We start from the raw sequence: 15,860 nt of genomic DNA on the forward strand, positions 1-15,860 counted from the left end.
GTGACTCAATTTTTATAAGCATCAATCCCACTAGTCATTCTTATATCCTACTTCAGAACAACATAACCCGCAATTGAAAGAATTCAGCCGACGTTGTTAAGAAAATTGCTTATTCAAGTTCGCCATTTCTATTGCAGAGACCGCCGCATCCCAGCCTTTGTTACCGGCTTTTGTTCCTGCGCGTTCAATCGATTGTTCAATAGAATCCGTTGTCAGTACGCCAAAGATGACGGGAATCCCTGATTGCATTCCAGCTGCTGCTACGCCTTTAGCGGTTTCGCTGCAAACATAGTCAAAGTGTGGGGTCGCTCCACGAATAACAGTTCCAAGAGTGATGACCGCATCGTACTTGCCGGAGCCTGCCATCTTTTTTGCAATCATCGGAATTTCAAAAGCACCCGGCACCCATGCCAGATCGATGTCTTCTTCAGAAACACCATGGCGTCTGCATGCATCTTGTGCAGCAGAAAGCAGCTTGCTTGTGATGAATTCATTAAACCGACCGACTACAATTCCGATTTTTAATCCTGTACCAACTAAATGACCTTCATATACAGTTCCCATTTCGACTGCCTCCTATAGGGTCAATAAATGACCGAGTTTTTCTACTTTCGTTTCCATATATCGTTTGTTTTCAGGAAGTGTGGGGAGCTCGATCGGAACACGTTCTGTAATTGTGAGTCCATACTCCACTAATCCATCCAACTTTCTAGGGTTATTCGTCAGCAATCTCACGTCAGCAATTCCTAAGTCTTGTAGGATTTGAGCACTGATTCTGTAGTCTCGTAAGTCGTCGGGGAATCCAAGCGCTGCGTTTGCTTCGACAGTATCTAGTCCTTGCTCTTGCAATTCATACGCTTTCAACTTATTCATGAGTCCGATTCCCCGTCCTTCTTGACGCATGTAAAGCAGGACGCCGCGCCCCGCGTCTTCAATCTGCTGCAACGCCGCGTGGAGCTGTGGACCGCAGTCGCATCTGGAAGAACCGAAAATATCTCCAGTCAAGCATTCAGAATGGACTCTGACCAGTATAGGTTCTGCGCTCGTCAGATCACCTTTAACCAGAGCAACGTGTTCTTTACCAGTCATTTTTTCGGTATAGCCAATCATTTTAAATAGACCAAATGACGTCGGCAATATGACCTGTGCTTCACGCGTAATGAGCGTTTCGTTGGCAAGTCGGTATTGCAACAGATCTTCGATGCTAATTAGTTTCAGTCCTTCTGAATCTGCTAGATCACGCAATTCAGGGACCCGAGCCATCGAACCATCTTCGCTCATAATTTCGCAAATGACCGCAGCAGGTTCACTTCCTGCCAGTCTAGCTAAATCGACGGAAGCCTCGGTGTGTCCTACTCTGCTGAGCACTCCGTTATTTTGTGCAATCAGCGGAAAGACGTGACCGGGTTGTTTAAAGTCACTTGGTGTTGCTTGTAGCTCAAGCATTTTTAAAATTGTTTCCGAACGTTCGAAGGCACTAATACCTGTATGAGACTCAGCGTGATCTATGCTCACTGTGAATGCTGTTCCATGTGCATCCGTATTGTTCGCGGTCATCATCGGTAGCCCGAGTTGAGCCGCTTTCGATTCAGTTATCGGCGTACAGATGAGTCCGCGTCCTTTCGTTGCCATGAAATTGATCATCTCAGGGGTTGCGTGTTCTGCTAAGCAGATGAAGTCGCCTTCGTTTTCACGGTTTTCATCATCCACAACAATAATCGGTTTCCCGAGTTTTAAGTCTTGAATCGCTTCTTCGATCGTATCAAACATGAGGAAACACCCTTTCCTTATAAAAATCCATTTTGCTGTAAAAAGTCCTCGTTCAAAGGTCGTTTAGCAGAAGGAGTTTGTTTCTGTGGCATGTTAAACATGTATTTTGCGAGCATGTCAAATTCCACATTAACGCGGTCTCCCGGTTTACGCTGCGCAAGAACCGTTGTTTTTTGAGTATGCGGGATGAGCGAAATCGAAATGCTTTCATCAGCCACGTCAAAAATTGTTAAAGACGTCCCGTCAAGAGCAATCGAGCCTCTCGGAAGCACGTAGTTTAATCCGCCAGGCGGGAGTGATAAATGCATGACAAGCGAATTCTCGATGTGCTGACACTTTTGGACAATCGCAGTTCCGTCAACGTGACCGGATACAAAGTGCCCTCCTAATCGACTATCCGCGCGAAGAGCACGTTCTAAGTTTACTGAAGTACCAGCTTTCACGTTATGTAACGACGTCGTTCGAAACGTTTCAGGCATCATGTCCACGGTAAACTGACCATTCGTAAATGATGTAACGGTCAGACAAGTTCCGTTAACGGCGATACTGTCTCCTAAACGGACATCTTTCAGTATTTCTGCAGCTGCCACAGCGAGTTCCATTGATTGACCTGACGAACGGACTGTTCGTACAGTCCCAATTTCCTCAATGATTCCTGTGAACATTAGAATCACTTCCTTTTGGTACAGCCGTTACCTTTAAATCTGGACCAAGCTGTTCCGTTTTTAAGAAAACAAAATCTTTCGCGTCACTCATCAAGGCAGGACTTTCCCCGCCGATTGGAGTGAGAGAATCTGTACCTCCAAGTAATCTCGGAGCAATGTACGTAATGATTCGATTGACAGCATCCGCTTGTAAAAAAGATGCATTTACAGAGGATCCTCCTTCTACAAGAAGGGTCATGATACCACGCGCGCCAAGCTTATCTAGTACGTCAGATACTGAAATGGCAGGCTCATTCATACGAAAAACTTCGATGTGATCATACGGCAAGAAATTCAATTCGTGTTCTTTTGACGCCGCGCTGCCACAAAAAATCCAAGTTGGAGCGTCCGTGTTTTGAATAACCTGACTCGCAACAGGTGTAGATAAGTGTGTATCTAAAATAACTCGAATAGGGTGAAGTCCACCTTGGGGCAATCTGGTGGTAAGAAGGGGATTGTCGTGAAGAATCGTTTTGCTGCCGGTCAAAATGGCATCATGGACATGGCGAAGACGATGGACGTCAAGCCGAGATTGCTCGCTTGTCACCCATTTGCTGTGTCCTGAAAATGCTGCGATTTTACCGTCTAATGTCATAGCTGTCTTTAACGTTACATGAGGTTGTTTGGTCTGAATGAAATGAAAAAAAGGTTGATACAATTCGCGTGCTAAAACTGTACAGACTCCGATTTGTACCTCAAGACCTGAATCTCGAAGTCGCTGGATTCCAGACCCTGCAACTAGTGGATTCGGATCTAAAGCCGAAACGTAGACACGAGAGATACCTGCTTGCAAAATCGCTTCTGTGCATGGCGGTGTTTTTCCGGTATGCGAACAAGGTTCAAGAGTGACGTACAAATCAGCGCCAACAGATTCTTTGCCTGCCATATCCAGAGCAACCCGCTCTGCATGACGTTCGCCAGCGCGCAAATGAGCACCCATTCCGACAATCCTGCCATGGTTCACAACAATGGAACCGACTGGTGGATTCGGAGAAGTTTGACCTGCCGCACCTTGCGCAAGTGATAAAGCGATTTGCATATAGTGTTCAATTTCCAAAGATAACAACACTCCTGAATCATAGATTCCTCATGTAACAAAAAAAGCCCCGCAACAGATGTGCGGGGCTGGGTAAGCATGACAAAATAAGCGTCAGTCAAATGAAAAATTTGAAAAACGCACCATTCCTTCTCCCATCCAGACTTTAACTGTCGGCCTTGGAGTTTCACCAAATCCACCGTCTACAAAAAATGCAGCCGGGTCACGGACTAAGAGCCATAAAAGCTCATCACCGCCGGTAGGGAATTTCACCCTGCCCCGAAGGAATATTATTCGATTGTCTCAAAGTCTAGCACAGCTATTAGTAAGCTTGCAACCTGAATGTTCAATTTTAAACGAGCAAGTCTTTCCACCCGCCAGAGAAGAAATCTGCTGCTGCAAGGGATCCAAGACAGAGGACATATACTGCGATTGGAAGAACTAACGCTGTTATGATTTGCTTTCCTGTAACGTGCATTTTTCTTTTTCTAATCACTCGGTCTACAGCAAAATACAGCAACGATGCGACTAGTCCATATGCTGCAAATACTAATCCGAAACTTGCGTGAAGTAATCCGGAAAGCATAAATTCAGCGTTATTGAATTTTACTTTTTCACTAATTAAAACGGATATTTTATCGCTGATAATTGAACATATAATTCCATAAAAAAGTATGATCGGGGTGCCGTAGAGGAGATAGCCCGAAATACTAAGCAAAACCGATCCGAAGTAATTAGAGAATGACGTGATGGGTTCCCCGAAAGGATTGGGAATGAAGAAGCCAAGTAATATGAAAAACAGCACTCCTGATATAGTAGCGGAAAGGATTTTTCTTGCTAACATGAAGAGTCCTCCCTGATTGGATACTGAGACAGACAACGAGTTCTAGATTATCTTAACAAATATTTTTACTGTGGGGATTATTGAATCTTCTCAATCGCTTGCCGAATGCTAGAAGTTGTTGATCTGACAGTCGATCACTTACTAATGACTGGGCCACTTTCGGAGATATACCAGTGACACATAACTGAACGCCCATTAGTTTCAAGGCATCCTGAATGGCAAACAAGCTTGTTAATCGGGACTCGTGATTCTAGAACAATCCTGTAATATCAATGATGATATGATCTACTTCATGGTGTTGAACAAATTCACTAAGGTTTTGTGTTAATAAGTTGAATCGATGGGGACTCGTTTCCCCAATAAGGGAAACGGCAGCAAGCTACTCGACTGCCATCTAACATAGCTTCCAATAGATGGGTCTGTACAGATTGAGTGAGATCTTTCACCTACTACACGTCCTGACCGATTTAGAAGTCTGTCTATCATTAGTTTAGCACGAGATAAGAAGTAAATTACCAATAAAAATTCAGGCTTTCACCGCTTCGTATTGGCAACCCATATACTTGTAGTTTTGCTGTTGGTACATTTCTCTTGGGGTATCTTCACCGTCAGCGACCAAAATAATTAGTCTGTCAGGAAACTGCTCCATTAACCATCGCTGCAACTGACTTCCTACACCTTTATGTCTCATTCTTTCTAACACGTGCAGCCCATCTATCTCCACAGTCCGTGCCTGAATGATCAAATCAACTGAACCAGCTACTTCCTCATCGAAGTATGCAATAAGCTGCAGAAAATCAGGATTTGAGAAGTTCTTTTTATGTTGCAGTTGTTTTTGTGTTGCAAATTCTCTCCCGAATTGCTCATCAATTGTTCTCTGTAAGTGAAGGAATTCTTCGAGATTAGATGCAGTCACCGGAAGAACCTCAATAGCTGAAGATGGAGACGTCTCCGGAAAATCCTTTGGATAGAGTGCATATAATTCTAGAAAACCGATTTCATAGTCTTGACGGTTTAAATAGGCCGTCAATTCTTTTGAAATGGTTTCATCCTGAGGGAATGTGAATTTCAGATGGTGCTGACCGCGTGCTGTGTGATAGATTTTTAATTCATGCTCTGCTTTTTTAAACTCACTAACAGTGGGCATCTTTTTAAATTCCATGAAGTTACTGTCATAATAAAGTGGCATATCAGGTAGATGAAAATGGCTATATGTATCAGTGATTGTCGCTACAATCCCAGCGTTATAAATGTCGTCGAATGTAATACGATTCATAGGTAACCCCTCCTTCTGCAATCCTATCATATATTTCAGAGGTGGGATTCACTTTTCTGAACATTGGGATTGACATATTTATTAGACGAGAATATACTAGCACTATCACTACTTTGCGTTGCAAGGTAGTTGTTTTTTATAAAGCTACCTTGTAAGGCAACATACTGGATGGAGAGTGGTCGCGTGTCAGTGAGAAGTGAGTTATTAAAAGGAATTCTAGATGGTTGTATGCTTGCCGTCATTGAAAAAGAGACGGTATACGGCTACGAGCTCTCCGCCAAGTTGCACCAAGTCGGACTAGATGATGTGAGTGAAGGAACCATTTATCCCGTGTTGTTGAGACTACAGAAAAATAAATGGATCACAGGGGAAATGCGTGCATCTGAGTCAGGCCCGCGCAGAAAATACTACACACTGACGGAAGAGGGCAAAGAGGCATTGTCATTCATTAGAAGTGAGTGGGGGAAACTTGCGGTTCCAGTAAACGTATTATTGAAAGGAGAGACTGGTGATGGTGACAACTAAGGAATTGATTCGAGAAAACAATGAAAAGCGGGAACAGTTGACCGAGGAAAACGAACAGTACTATACCAATATGCTCGTATACATCCGATCTAAGTTCTTACTGTCAGAACGGGCAACGGAAGAGTTACTGATGGAAATGCTTGAGCATCTATTGGAGGGTCAAAATGACGGTAAGAGCGCAGAAAAAATATTTGGTGGAGATCCAAGAGCGTATGCAGACGAAGTGATTGCACAAATGCCAAAAGAGAAGAAGAAAAACCAACTGTTGTTTGGAATCCAGCTGATATTCAGCGTATTAGGCTGGATGGTCATCGCTCGTGGTGCTATTTTAGGCGTACTATCGTTTATCAAACCAGTGGATGAGCATCTATATCTTGCTTCAACAGCAGCTATGGTCGTAGCGGTACTCATGATGACCGTGTTTGGTGTGCTACTTCTAATGAACATGGTGAACAAAACGGCATTTGAAGAGAAGAAAAGCACTTGGAAATTTGCAATTATTGGAGGAATATCTGGAGTCCTGGTATTCGGACTCTTTATGGGGATTGCATTCTTTTTTAAAGGGAGAGGTCCTGCCATTGAATTTCCTTGGCTAGCTTCTTTATTAGTAGGCTTTGTGATGTTATTACTGAGTCAATGGCTAGCTCGGAAAAATGAAGGGACTTCTTGATGGAAACGAAACCGAATAGACTCGCAATCCGTAGTATAGATAGAAGTAAAGAACGGATCGGGAGGTTTTCAATATGGATGAGGGTTATTTTGTTGGATGGGGAACGCTCGCGTTAATCAATGCTGTATTGGCACAAGGGAAGAACCGAACTGGTTTCAACTGGTTCTTGCTCTCGCTATTACTGGGACCAGTTGCGACATTCTTTTTAGCACTGTCAGAGAAGAGATAACCTATACCAAACGCAGGCAATCGGGTGCTGCGTTTTTTTTTATGGGCAAATTTATTGCTTTAAAATACCCTTATAGGTATATTTGAAGAAATAGAAAACAAATGGAGGAATTACCGATGAGTTGGATTATAATCTTACTAATTGTGGCTTTCTTTGTATGGCGTATGAAACCAGCAAAAGGAATTCGTACAATATCCACAACTGAAGTTAAGGCTTTAATGAAAGATAAATCGAAGCAATTTGTAGATGTTCGAACACCTGGAGAATACAAAGGTCGACACGTCAAAGAATTTAAAAATATTCCTCTTAACGATTTAGGAAAGCGTATGAGTGAGCTGGACAAAAGCAAAGAAACGTACGTGATCTGCCAAAGTGGAATGCGTAGCGCCCGTGCAGCAGGAATGCTGAAAAAAGCAGGATTTACCGATGTCATTAATGTCAAAGGCGGAATGAGCGCTTGGCAGTAACAGAAGAAAGATGTAAACCCAACACAAATCGACAATTGTTGTAATGGGGTGTTCTGCTTAGGTAAATAATTGCTACAAAATGTCGGTTTGAAGATTATTTCCCCGGAAATAATCGAATGTTGGAAATAAAGAAGATACAACTTTAAACTTGCGAACAATTCTAAATTTGATATACTAGATAGACTAACTGACAGAAAGGGTTGAGTGTGGCTGATGGATAACTAATTCCTAATTTCTCAAAACGAATGATTCGTTGTGTGGAAAAACGGGATTGGTCTGTCCATTTTAAACTGCCACTTTCAACCTTTGCTGAGTCGATATTACGATGCTCATCAATAGAGTTGAGGCTTTTTTGAGATGCTGACAGAACCGATCCTTCCGATTATTTTACGGAGGGATCTTTTTTGTGTTCCCTTCCAACTGGAGGAATGTAGATGTTACGAGGAATAGTGAACAAGGTATCAGCGGGATATGGGGATGTAAATATTTTTAAAGAACTCAGCGCAAAAATCCCGCAAGGAGCCAAAATAGCAATTGTCGGGCCGAACGGAGCAGGGAAAACAACACTTTTGTCAATTCTATCAGGTGAACGAGAACCTACTTCAGGAGGAGTAGATTGGATTGGTCGAACGCCTTCCATTTCGTATTACAAACAAGAGGCTGAAACAGAAGAGCCAGTAGATTGGACACAAGAAGAGCTCTTTCAAAAGCGAAGTCACTGGCACGTGCCGAAAAAGACAGAATATGCGTATGCAAGCGGTGGAGAGAGAGTCAAACTGCGGCTTACAACTACGCTTGCTGAAAACCGTGAAATCTTACTATTGGATGAACCGACTAATCACTTAGATGCATCAAGTGTGGAACGGCTCATTGAAACGCTTCAAGAACGTGAGGGTACTTTACTGTTCGTCTCCCACGATCGATATTTCATCGACCACTTGGCGGATCTTGTTTTTGAAATTGAGAACGGCAAATTGACGGTCTATGAAGGCAATTACACGGATTATCGCAAGCAGAAAGAGCACGAGCGATTCGTACAGCAAAAGCATTATGAAGAGCAGCAACAGTACATCGCTGAAATTGAAGGGCAAATCGAGCAGCTGGATAAGTGGTCTGCGAAAGGGCACGCAGAGTCTACGAAAAAAGGTGGCGCTAAAGAATACTACCGGAAAAAGGTAAAGAAACGGAACGTGCAAATTCGTTCGAAGAAAAATCGATTAGAAGCAGAGCTTAAGAAAAACCGAAAAGAGGCGCCAATTGCAGAAACATCGGTTTCGTTTGAACTGGAAGGGCTACGGAGGAAAGGTAAGCGGGTTCTGGAACTGAAAGATGCAGGCAAAGCATTCGAAGACAGACAACTCTTTCGGAATGCTGCATTTACTGTACAGTCAGGTGAGCGACTTGCGCTTCTCGGACCGAATGGTTCTGGGAAAACGACGCTGTTCCGCATGCTTTTAGGCGAACTTGATTACGATGGGGACGTCTGGCTATCTGAAGGCATGACGCTGGGATACTTGCGTCAGACCGCATTCGATTTACCGGATGAACAGACGATGGCCGAATATTTTTATTCTCCGTCTTACGAAGAACAAGGTTTCCTGCGTATCCAATTGACGAATTTAGGATTTATAGCTGAACAATGGCAGCTGCCGCTAGGTGTCCTTAGCCAGGGGGAGCGTTTGAAAGTGAAACTGCTCGATTTCATCCGCAGGAAAACGGATGTGTTATTACTGGATGAACCAACGAATCACTTGGATCTTCCATCGCGTGAAGAGCTAGAGCGCACGTTGGATACGTATCCAGGAACGTTGCTGTTTGCGTCACACGATCGATATTTTACAGAGCGTATAGCCGATGGACTGCTGTTGTTTGAAAAAGGGACCGTCCGTAAAGTACCGTATAGTTTGGTGGAATGGGAAAGTCGAAAATCTTCTGCTCCAGCCCCATCTTCCGAACAAGAAAAACTTCGGCTTGAAACGGAATTACAGGCGGTATTAGGAAAGTTGAGCCTTCTGACCCCTGGGAATCCAGCATACAGCAAACTAGATCGGCAATTTTTTGATCTGTCTCGACAGTTACGGGAACTGAATAGCTGAATACAAAAAAGCAGAGGCATCCACGCTCTGCTTTTTTGGTTTGCCGTATAATGGTAATGAAACCAAATTCAATTATGCATTGTCTAACAGATAAAGAGAAAGTGGAGGTGGCGGATTGGAAAGACACGAACGAGACAGGATGCTTGCTGAGGCGATGGATATACATGGCGATTATCTACTTCGAGTCGTGTACGCGATCGTGAAAGATAGGGCCAAAGCAGAAGATATTGTCCAAGAGGTTTTCATTCAATACTACATACATATCGATGAATTCGGACACCGTTCCTCCGTTAAAACATACTTATACCGAATTGCGATCAACCATTGCCACAATCTCTTTAAAAGCTGGCACTATCGAAAGCTAGAGCTTTCCCATCAAGTGGGAGAATTACTAGTATCCTTTCAAAATACTGAGGAAAAAGTGATGACTGAGGAATCGAGTGACGAGTTAAAACGATTAATTAATCGTCTTCCGTTAAAGTACAAAGAAGTAATCTGGCTGCACTATTATGCGGAATTGAAGGTTTCTGAAGTAGGAGAGGTACTGGGTTGTTCTGTTAATACAGTGAAAACCCGATTGGCGCGTGCACGAAGACTTGTAAAAGGAATCCTAAAGGAGGAGAATGCTGATGACTAATAAAGTGCAGAATCAATTAGACGCAGTATTGCCGGAACGACTGGTTTTGGAAGACATGGTAAAACAACATATTCTTCATCAAGCTCATCAACGACTCGATGCCGAAGTGGTGCCAAAGCGATTAACGCTGAAGCCACTTATGACGGCAGCAGCTTTTGTCGTTGTGGCAGGTGTTCTCGCAGTCCCTTACGTGGAGTATGAGCAGCAAGAACGTGCTTTTCAGGAAGCGCTATCTGAGGAAAAGATCCAAAAAGTCGTCGTGCCCAATGTATCATATCCGAGTTTAATCAACTCCATTTATGTTGAAGAGAATAATGAAATCATTCATACGGATGAAAGAGGGATATATTCGTATTCCATTGATACTAAGACAGAGACTGTGCTGGTGGCACCCACTGAAAGTATTGAGTTTTCTAGTGTGGATTTAGCAGCAAATGAAAGGTGGGTTATATGGGGCGGTCACGGAATTCACATTCTAAATCGGGATACGGGTGAACAGAATGTTTTGTTAGAAGCTTATGGAAGTTTTGAGTTGGTAGGAGACCAAATCATATATTTAGGACTTTCAGAAATGCCATCATATTATGTCTATGATTTAAACACGGAGGAAAAGTTGCTGCTGCATGAAATAGATGGTGGTGGCAGTTTCCCTACAGTCACGCATGAACGGCTGGCAGTGGCAGAAGAGAAGGAAGGAGATAATGGAAAATCAGTGCACGTATCTATCTATAACATAGAGAGTCGTGAATTAATGCAAACCTATACGGTACCTTATGAAAGTTTCTCCTATTTAACACTTGGTGATGATAGGATTTATGGTCAATTTTCATCCAATGGAGATGATACAACGCTAGGTTACCTTGACTTAGCTACTGGTAAAGTTCATATATTGGATGTCCCTGAAAATAGCGCGTATGCAATCTATGATAATTATTTGGCTCTAAGTGTGACAAAAGGAGAAAGCGATACAGTAAAACTATTTCACCTGAAAGAGGACACTGCAGACCCAATTAAGACGTTGAATGGTGTTGGTGAAAGACTCGTTAAACCACGCTTCAATGAATCCGGCAAACTCATCGTAAACGGAGAAGGGCTGGAGACGCCGCTTTACATTATAGACACGAAAAAACTGCATGAAAACTAAAAACCAGTGGATTGAACGGAGAGCAAATGGCTCTTCCGTATCGATCCACTGGATTTCTTTATTTACTGAATCGGCATGAATGCCACTTGCCAAATGCCGTCTTCATTTTTGATCAGTTGAAATCCAGAAGGGGGTTCGTTTTTGCTAGTTGGATAATATTCAATGTACCCTTCAATTTTACTCGTCTGAAGAAATCGACCCTCTTCAAAGTTTCGATACTGCTGTGTCAATTGTTCAGGTGTACCGCGGTCGGATTCAGGGATCGCTTGATCTTCCTCCTGGCTCCATTGGATGAACTCTTCTTGATCGGTATAGAGTGCATATTCGACTTTGCGATCACCTAAGTATGATGCGTGAATATAAAGCTTTGCCACGCTCATGGGGGACAAGCCTACTAAATGTTGAGTATCCAAATCTTTCTTAAATGCACTATATACATTTTGTTCTGCAGTATTCAATTCAATGGGAACACTTTCGGTAGTTGTGTTTTCAGGTAATGTCGCTAAGCCTTGTAGCACACCTACCACAAGTAGTTGCTCCATTTCTTCTTCATTTACAGAATATCCGATTTTAATCGAACGAGATTTGTCGGGCACAGCGTTTTTTAATGAGACTTCTATTATTAAACTGCTTTCATCCTCAATTTGAAATCCATGAATATCAGAAATCTCTCCAACCTGATCCCGTCCATAAACACCGGGCTTTTTCTTCGCATCAGCAAGATAGAATGAATATGAAATTCCATCGGTTGTGTGAAGGGGTTGCTGATTCTCTTTGATTAATTCAATGGAATTAATGGTCGCTGTGCTGTTCCCGTTCCATGTAATTGGCAGGACAATGTAGTAAGTTTCATTAGCGAGGAAGGGGCCATCTGAAATGTCCTCAATAGTAAATGCCCCGGAGCTACTCGTTCCTTTACCTGACAGAACATCCGGTTTTGAAGAATTCAACAGATCTCCTTTTATTAAAAAGATACCTATGAATAACAAGGATATCGCAACAATTGTTCCAACAATCGCAGGAACGAATCGGGCTGGGCGTTGTGTACGTCGAATTTCTCGTCTGACAGCTTGTTTGTTTTGTTTTGTAAATGACTCTTTATGAAAAACAGTTTTGTCAAAAGCGGAACGAATTTTTGTTTTCTCATCTTTCATCATGATCCCCGCCTTCCAGCAGTTGTGCTAATTTTTCCCGTCCTCTTTTGAGTCGAGTCCTAAGTGTATTTTGGTTTACGTCTATTAGTTCGCTGATTTCGGGTACTGTCAGGTTTTCGTAATAATAGAGCAAAATGACTTCTCGATAAGCGAGCGGGAGTTGCAACACGCATTGTGCCAACTGTTCATCCTCACTGTTCTGAAGCATGTGTTCATGTGGAGTCGGCTCTTTAGATCGAAGAAACTGAAAGAGTGGACTCCCAACAATCACACGCTTGAACCATGAACTTTTCAATACATCTTTACATTTGTTAATCGTAATCCGATATAGCCATGCTTCTACAGAACGAATTTCCTCTAGCTGATAAGCTCGATGAAAACATGTCACAAAAACATCCTGAACAACTTCTTGCGCCCGTCCCCAGTCTTTGAGGTAACTGAACGCAAGATTCGTTAACTGGTTTCCGTACTGATCCATCAATTGCTCAAGCCATTCATCCTGTTTCCAATCTGGAACGAACTTGTTCTCGCGAGGCATGCCAACCCATCCTTTCTCATTGCGTTCCACCCTGGTGTACCTTAAAGACGAGTGAAAAAGCACGACCGTTTCATTTATCAACTAAAGAATTCATTTCTCTATCGTTTTTCGTGAATCTAGGGGTAGTATACAGGTAAAGGGAGTGATCACGTGTGTTCAGAAGCAGGGTGGAATTTGAATAATAGCTACAGTCAATTGCCGGAAGTGTTTTTTGCAGAAGCGACTCCTGAAGAGGCAACTTCTCCAAAAGTGGTCTTGCTGAATAAAGGTCTTGCTGAATCGCTTGGCCTGGAAGTTGAGGAGCTGAATCCGGAAGTTCTTTGTGGTAATGAACTACCAGAAGGTGCTGCGCCAATTGCACAAGCGTATGCTGGGCATCAGTTTGGGAATTTTACGATGCTTGGCGATGGGAGAGCGATTCTTTTGGGCGAGCAATTGACCCCGTCAGGAGATCGTGTGGATATCGGCTTAAAAGGATCGGGTCCAACGGCATTTTCACGTGGAGGCGATGGTCTCGCAGCACTTGGTCCCATGTTACGTGAGTATATCATTAGCGAAGCGATGCACGCATTAGGCATTCCTACGTCGCGAAGCCTTTCTGTTACATTGACTGGAAATGACGTGCATCGCGAAAACATATTGCCAGGAGCGGTACTTGTCCGGACAGCAAGCAGTTATTTACGAGTGGGTACGTTCCAATACGCAGCTGCTCGTCAAGTACCTGAAGACTTGAAGAAGCTAGCGGATTACGCTATAGAGCGGCATTATCCAGACATTGCTTCACAGGACAATCCATATGAACTGTTGCTCGGAAATGTGATCGAGCGACAGGCAGCATTGCTTGCCAAGTGGCAGCTTGTCGGATTCATCCACGGAGTTATGAACACCGATAATATGACGATTAGCGGGGAAACGATTGATTATGGGCCATGTGCGTTTATGGACGTATACGATCCAGCGACCGTGTTCAGCTCCATTGATGTGAATGGGCGTTATAAATACGGCAATCAGCCGGGAATTGCATCGTGGAACTTGGCACGGTTTGCGGAAACCTTACTGCCGTTACTAGATGAGAATCAGGATGAGGCAATTCAGATTGCGGAGAAGCAACTTGCTCGATTTGGTAATGTTTTTGAGCGAGAATGGCTGAGCGGGATGCGAGAGAAGCTAGGTTTGTTGGATGAACAACCGTTAGACGAAGCGCTTTCGAAGGAGTTATTGCTTATCATGAAAGACGCTCAAGCAGACTTCACGAATACGTTCAGGGCATTAACAGATGAAAACGTAGAACAACCAGATTGGTTCAGTGAAGACGCCTTTTGCGAATGGAAGAAGAAGTGGGAGACACGACGAAAGCAACAGACTGCCACTATTGAAGAATCTTATGAAATAATGCGACTAAGCAACCCTTCAGTGATTCCGCGCAACCATCGAGTGGAAGAGGCGATCGAGGCAGCGGAAAACGGCGATTTCAGTGTGTTGCACAAGTTAAATCAAGTTCTTGCTTCCCCATATTCTTATTCCGAAGAGCAGGTTGACTATACGAAACCAACAGATTCGTCAGCACCTTATCGAACGTATTGTGGAACATAATGATGCTATGGAAAATGCGAACGCTTATAAGGCGTTCGTCTTTTTGTGGTTACTATTAAGCTAGGAAAGTGGTCTACCCTATGCTTGTAGTGTTTAATCCAGTTACTAAGTTCTAAATAATTTCTAGTAATCTGGTAGAAAATGATTATTTTATTGAAATCACAGTACATTAAATTGATTATAATCTGAGTAATCGCTATAGTGAGGGAGTTGGAAATTTATAGACAGGGGTTGGAAACATATGTTAAAGAAATGGACTGGGGTATTTCTAGGTGCACTATTAGTGCTTGCACTCGCTGCATGTGGTGAAGATAAAGCAAATCAGACAAGCAAATCGGATGTGGAAAAGCCTGAAGTCTCTGCTGAAGAAGGAACAGGGTCCGAGGATTCAACTGAAGAAGCTGATGCAGAAGCTGAAAATGGGGAAGCATCGGATATGCAAATCGGGGTGACTGCTAAGGACTTCCAAACCAACTTCAATAAGTTTGCTGAAGAAGTGGGGATCCCTGAGCGCGTCGATAATTTAGATTGGAGAGAATCAGGTTCTGAAGGAGATCACGAAATTATAGACATGAAATACGATGAAGACCGACGTATGCAACTGCTTGCCAAAAAAGGCGAAGAAGAAGTGCGTTCTGTTATGTTCAGTATGTTTGGGGACCGGAAAGAAGCGTTTGGTGTCGTACGTTCCATTATTCGTGGCGCTGATCCAGCTGCTTCTGAAGGGGAAGTGGACGGCTGGATGGAAGAACTTCACTTTTCTGATCCTGAAACTGAAAGTACGGAGGATTATCATTTCGTAAAAACTGATAAATTTAACTTGCTCGCAGAGGACTCTGATACTTATATCGAATTCGTCATTAGTAATGTAAACGATCCGGACATCAATGCCGAGAACTTTGAAGCTGGAGAACTTTAAGCGATTCTTTGTACCAGCCCCATCCTAAGAAAGGAGGGGGCTGGTGTTTTGATGTCCAGCTGAATCCGCAAAATGAAACCCGCTCGTTCCGACAGAGAACCCGCTCGTTCCGGCGGAGAACCCACTCGTTCCGACAGAGAACCTGCTCGTTCCGGCGGAGAACCCGCCCGTTCCGGGAGAGAACCCGCTCGTTTCGACGGAGAACCCGCCCGTTCCGTCAGAGAACCCGCTCGTTCCGGTGACTTAGTTTCCTACAAG

Annotated in this window: 17 protein-coding genes, 1 pseudogene and 1 riboswitch; of the genes and pseudogenes, 10 read left to right on the top strand and 8 right to left on the bottom strand. The window is 43.4% G+C overall.

All coding sequences use genetic code 11. The features are described 5' to 3' along the window. Positions 1-96: 96 nt before the first annotated feature. The 6 genes from ribE (RL70_RS00320) to RL70_RS00345 form a co-directional block, all read right to left on the bottom strand. Complete coding sequence (ribE, locus tag RL70_RS00320) at positions 97-564, bottom strand: 6,7-dimethyl-8-ribityllumazine synthase (RefSeq protein WP_039041441.1); 468 nt, start codon at positions 562-564, stop codon at positions 97-99. A 12-nt stretch (positions 565-576) separates the two neighbouring features. Further along, a complete protein-coding gene (locus RL70_RS00325; RefSeq protein ID WP_039041442.1) occupies positions 577-1,770 on the bottom strand; it encodes a bifunctional 3,4-dihydroxy-2-butanone-4-phosphate synthase/GTP cyclohydrolase II in 1,194 nt (397 codons plus the stop codon). 17 nt (positions 1,771-1,787) lie between these two features. Then, complete coding sequence (gene ribE / locus RL70_RS00330) at positions 1,788-2,435, bottom strand: riboflavin synthase (RefSeq protein ID WP_039041443.1); 648 nt, start codon at positions 2,433-2,435, stop codon at positions 1,788-1,790. Further along, entirely contained in the window at positions 2,416-3,531 is a 1,116-nt protein-coding gene (ribD, locus tag RL70_RS00335; RefSeq protein ID WP_039041444.1) for a bifunctional diaminohydroxyphosphoribosylaminopyrimidine deaminase/5-amino-6-(5-phosphoribosylamino)uracil reductase RibD, read from the bottom strand. Before ribD ends, ribE (RL70_RS00330) begins: the two co-directional genes overlap by 20 nt. Before the next feature lie 122 nt (positions 3,532-3,653). Continuing rightward, positions 3,654-3,801: riboswitch (FMN riboswitch) on the bottom strand. A 61-nt stretch (positions 3,802-3,862) separates the two neighbouring features. After that, the gene (locus RL70_RS00340) at positions 3,863-4,354 is read right to left on the bottom strand and encodes a hypothetical protein (protein WP_039041445.1); all 492 of its coding nucleotides are present in this window, start codon (positions 4,352-4,354) and stop codon (positions 3,863-3,865) included. A gap of 526 nt (positions 4,355-4,880) precedes the next feature. Further along, positions 4,881-5,630 carry a GNAT family N-acetyltransferase gene (locus RL70_RS00345; RefSeq protein ID WP_039041446.1) on the bottom strand — a complete coding sequence of 250 codons (750 nt, stop codon included), beginning with the start codon at positions 5,628-5,630 and terminating at the stop codon, positions 4,881-4,883. A 183-nt stretch (positions 5,631-5,813) separates the two neighbouring features. Here RL70_RS00345 and RL70_RS00350 point away from each other — a divergent pair, with 183 nt between their 5' ends. The 7 genes from RL70_RS00350 (at position 5,814) to RL70_RS00375 (ending at position 11,398) form a co-directional block, all read left to right on the top strand. Beyond that, entirely contained in the window at positions 5,814-6,155 is a 342-nt protein-coding gene (locus RL70_RS00350) for a PadR family transcriptional regulator (protein ID WP_039041447.1), read from the top strand. Beyond that, complete coding sequence (locus tag RL70_RS00355) at positions 6,142-6,825, top strand: DUF1129 family protein (RefSeq protein ID WP_039041448.1); 684 nt, start codon at positions 6,142-6,144, stop codon at positions 6,823-6,825. The genes RL70_RS00350 and RL70_RS00355 overlap by 14 nt, the downstream gene beginning before the upstream one ends. Before the next feature lie 73 nt (positions 6,826-6,898). After that, the gene (locus RL70_RS17980) at positions 6,899-7,054 is read left to right on the top strand and encodes a hypothetical protein (protein WP_185736842.1); all 156 of its coding nucleotides are present in this window, start codon (positions 6,899-6,901) and stop codon (positions 7,052-7,054) included. A 116-nt stretch (positions 7,055-7,170) separates the two neighbouring features. After that, on the top strand, positions 7,171-7,521 hold the full coding sequence (locus tag RL70_RS00360) for a rhodanese-like domain-containing protein (RefSeq protein ID WP_231567202.1): 351 nt from the start codon (positions 7,171-7,173) through the stop codon (positions 7,519-7,521). Positions 7,522-7,955: 434 nt separating this feature from the next. Further along, complete coding sequence (abc-f, locus tag RL70_RS00365; protein WP_039041450.1) at positions 7,956-9,617, top strand: ribosomal protection-like ABC-F family protein; 1,662 nt, start codon at positions 7,956-7,958, stop codon at positions 9,615-9,617. Between the two features lie 115 nt (positions 9,618-9,732). After that, complete coding sequence (locus tag RL70_RS00370) at positions 9,733-10,254, top strand: sigma-70 family RNA polymerase sigma factor (protein ID WP_156137861.1); 522 nt, start codon at positions 9,733-9,735, stop codon at positions 10,252-10,254. After that, on the top strand, positions 10,247-11,398 hold the full coding sequence (locus tag RL70_RS00375) for a hypothetical protein (RefSeq protein ID WP_039041451.1): 1,152 nt from the start codon (positions 10,247-10,249) through the stop codon (positions 11,396-11,398). Before RL70_RS00370 ends, RL70_RS00375 begins: the two co-directional genes overlap by 8 nt. Before the next feature lie 62 nt (positions 11,399-11,460). On the opposite strand, the gene RL70_RS17700 is transcribed toward RL70_RS00375, so the two are convergent. Further along, entirely contained in the window at positions 11,461-12,555 is a 1,095-nt protein-coding gene (locus RL70_RS17700) for a hypothetical protein (protein WP_156137862.1), read from the bottom strand. Beyond that, positions 12,542-13,090 (bottom strand): sigma-70 family RNA polymerase sigma factor, encoded by a 549-nt coding sequence (locus tag RL70_RS00390; RefSeq protein ID WP_039041452.1) that lies wholly within the window; start codon positions 13,088-13,090, stop codon positions 12,542-12,544. Before RL70_RS00390 ends, RL70_RS17700 begins: the two co-directional genes overlap by 14 nt. Positions 13,091-13,264: 174 nt before the next feature. Here RL70_RS00390 and RL70_RS00395 point away from each other — a divergent pair, with 174 nt between their 5' ends. The 3 genes and pseudogenes from RL70_RS00395 to RL70_RS18095 all read left to right on the top strand — a co-directional run. After that, positions 13,265-14,683, top strand: coding sequence for a YdiU family protein (locus tag RL70_RS00395; protein WP_231567203.1), 1,419 nt, complete (start codon positions 13,265-13,267; stop codon positions 14,681-14,683). Positions 14,684-14,924: 241 nt separating this feature from the next. Then, positions 14,925-15,602: a hypothetical protein gene (locus RL70_RS00400; RefSeq protein ID WP_039041454.1), complete on the top strand. Its 678-nt coding sequence runs from the start codon at positions 14,925-14,927 to the stop codon at positions 15,600-15,602. A 72-nt stretch (positions 15,603-15,674) separates the two neighbouring features. Beyond that, a pseudogene (locus RL70_RS18095) lies at positions 15,675-15,860 on the top strand (hypothetical protein); the annotation flags it as partial.

It is taken from the genome of Sporosarcina sp. ZBG7A, assembly GCF_000813425.1.
GTDB lineage: Bacteria > Bacillota > Bacilli > Bacillales_A > Planococcaceae > Sporosarcina.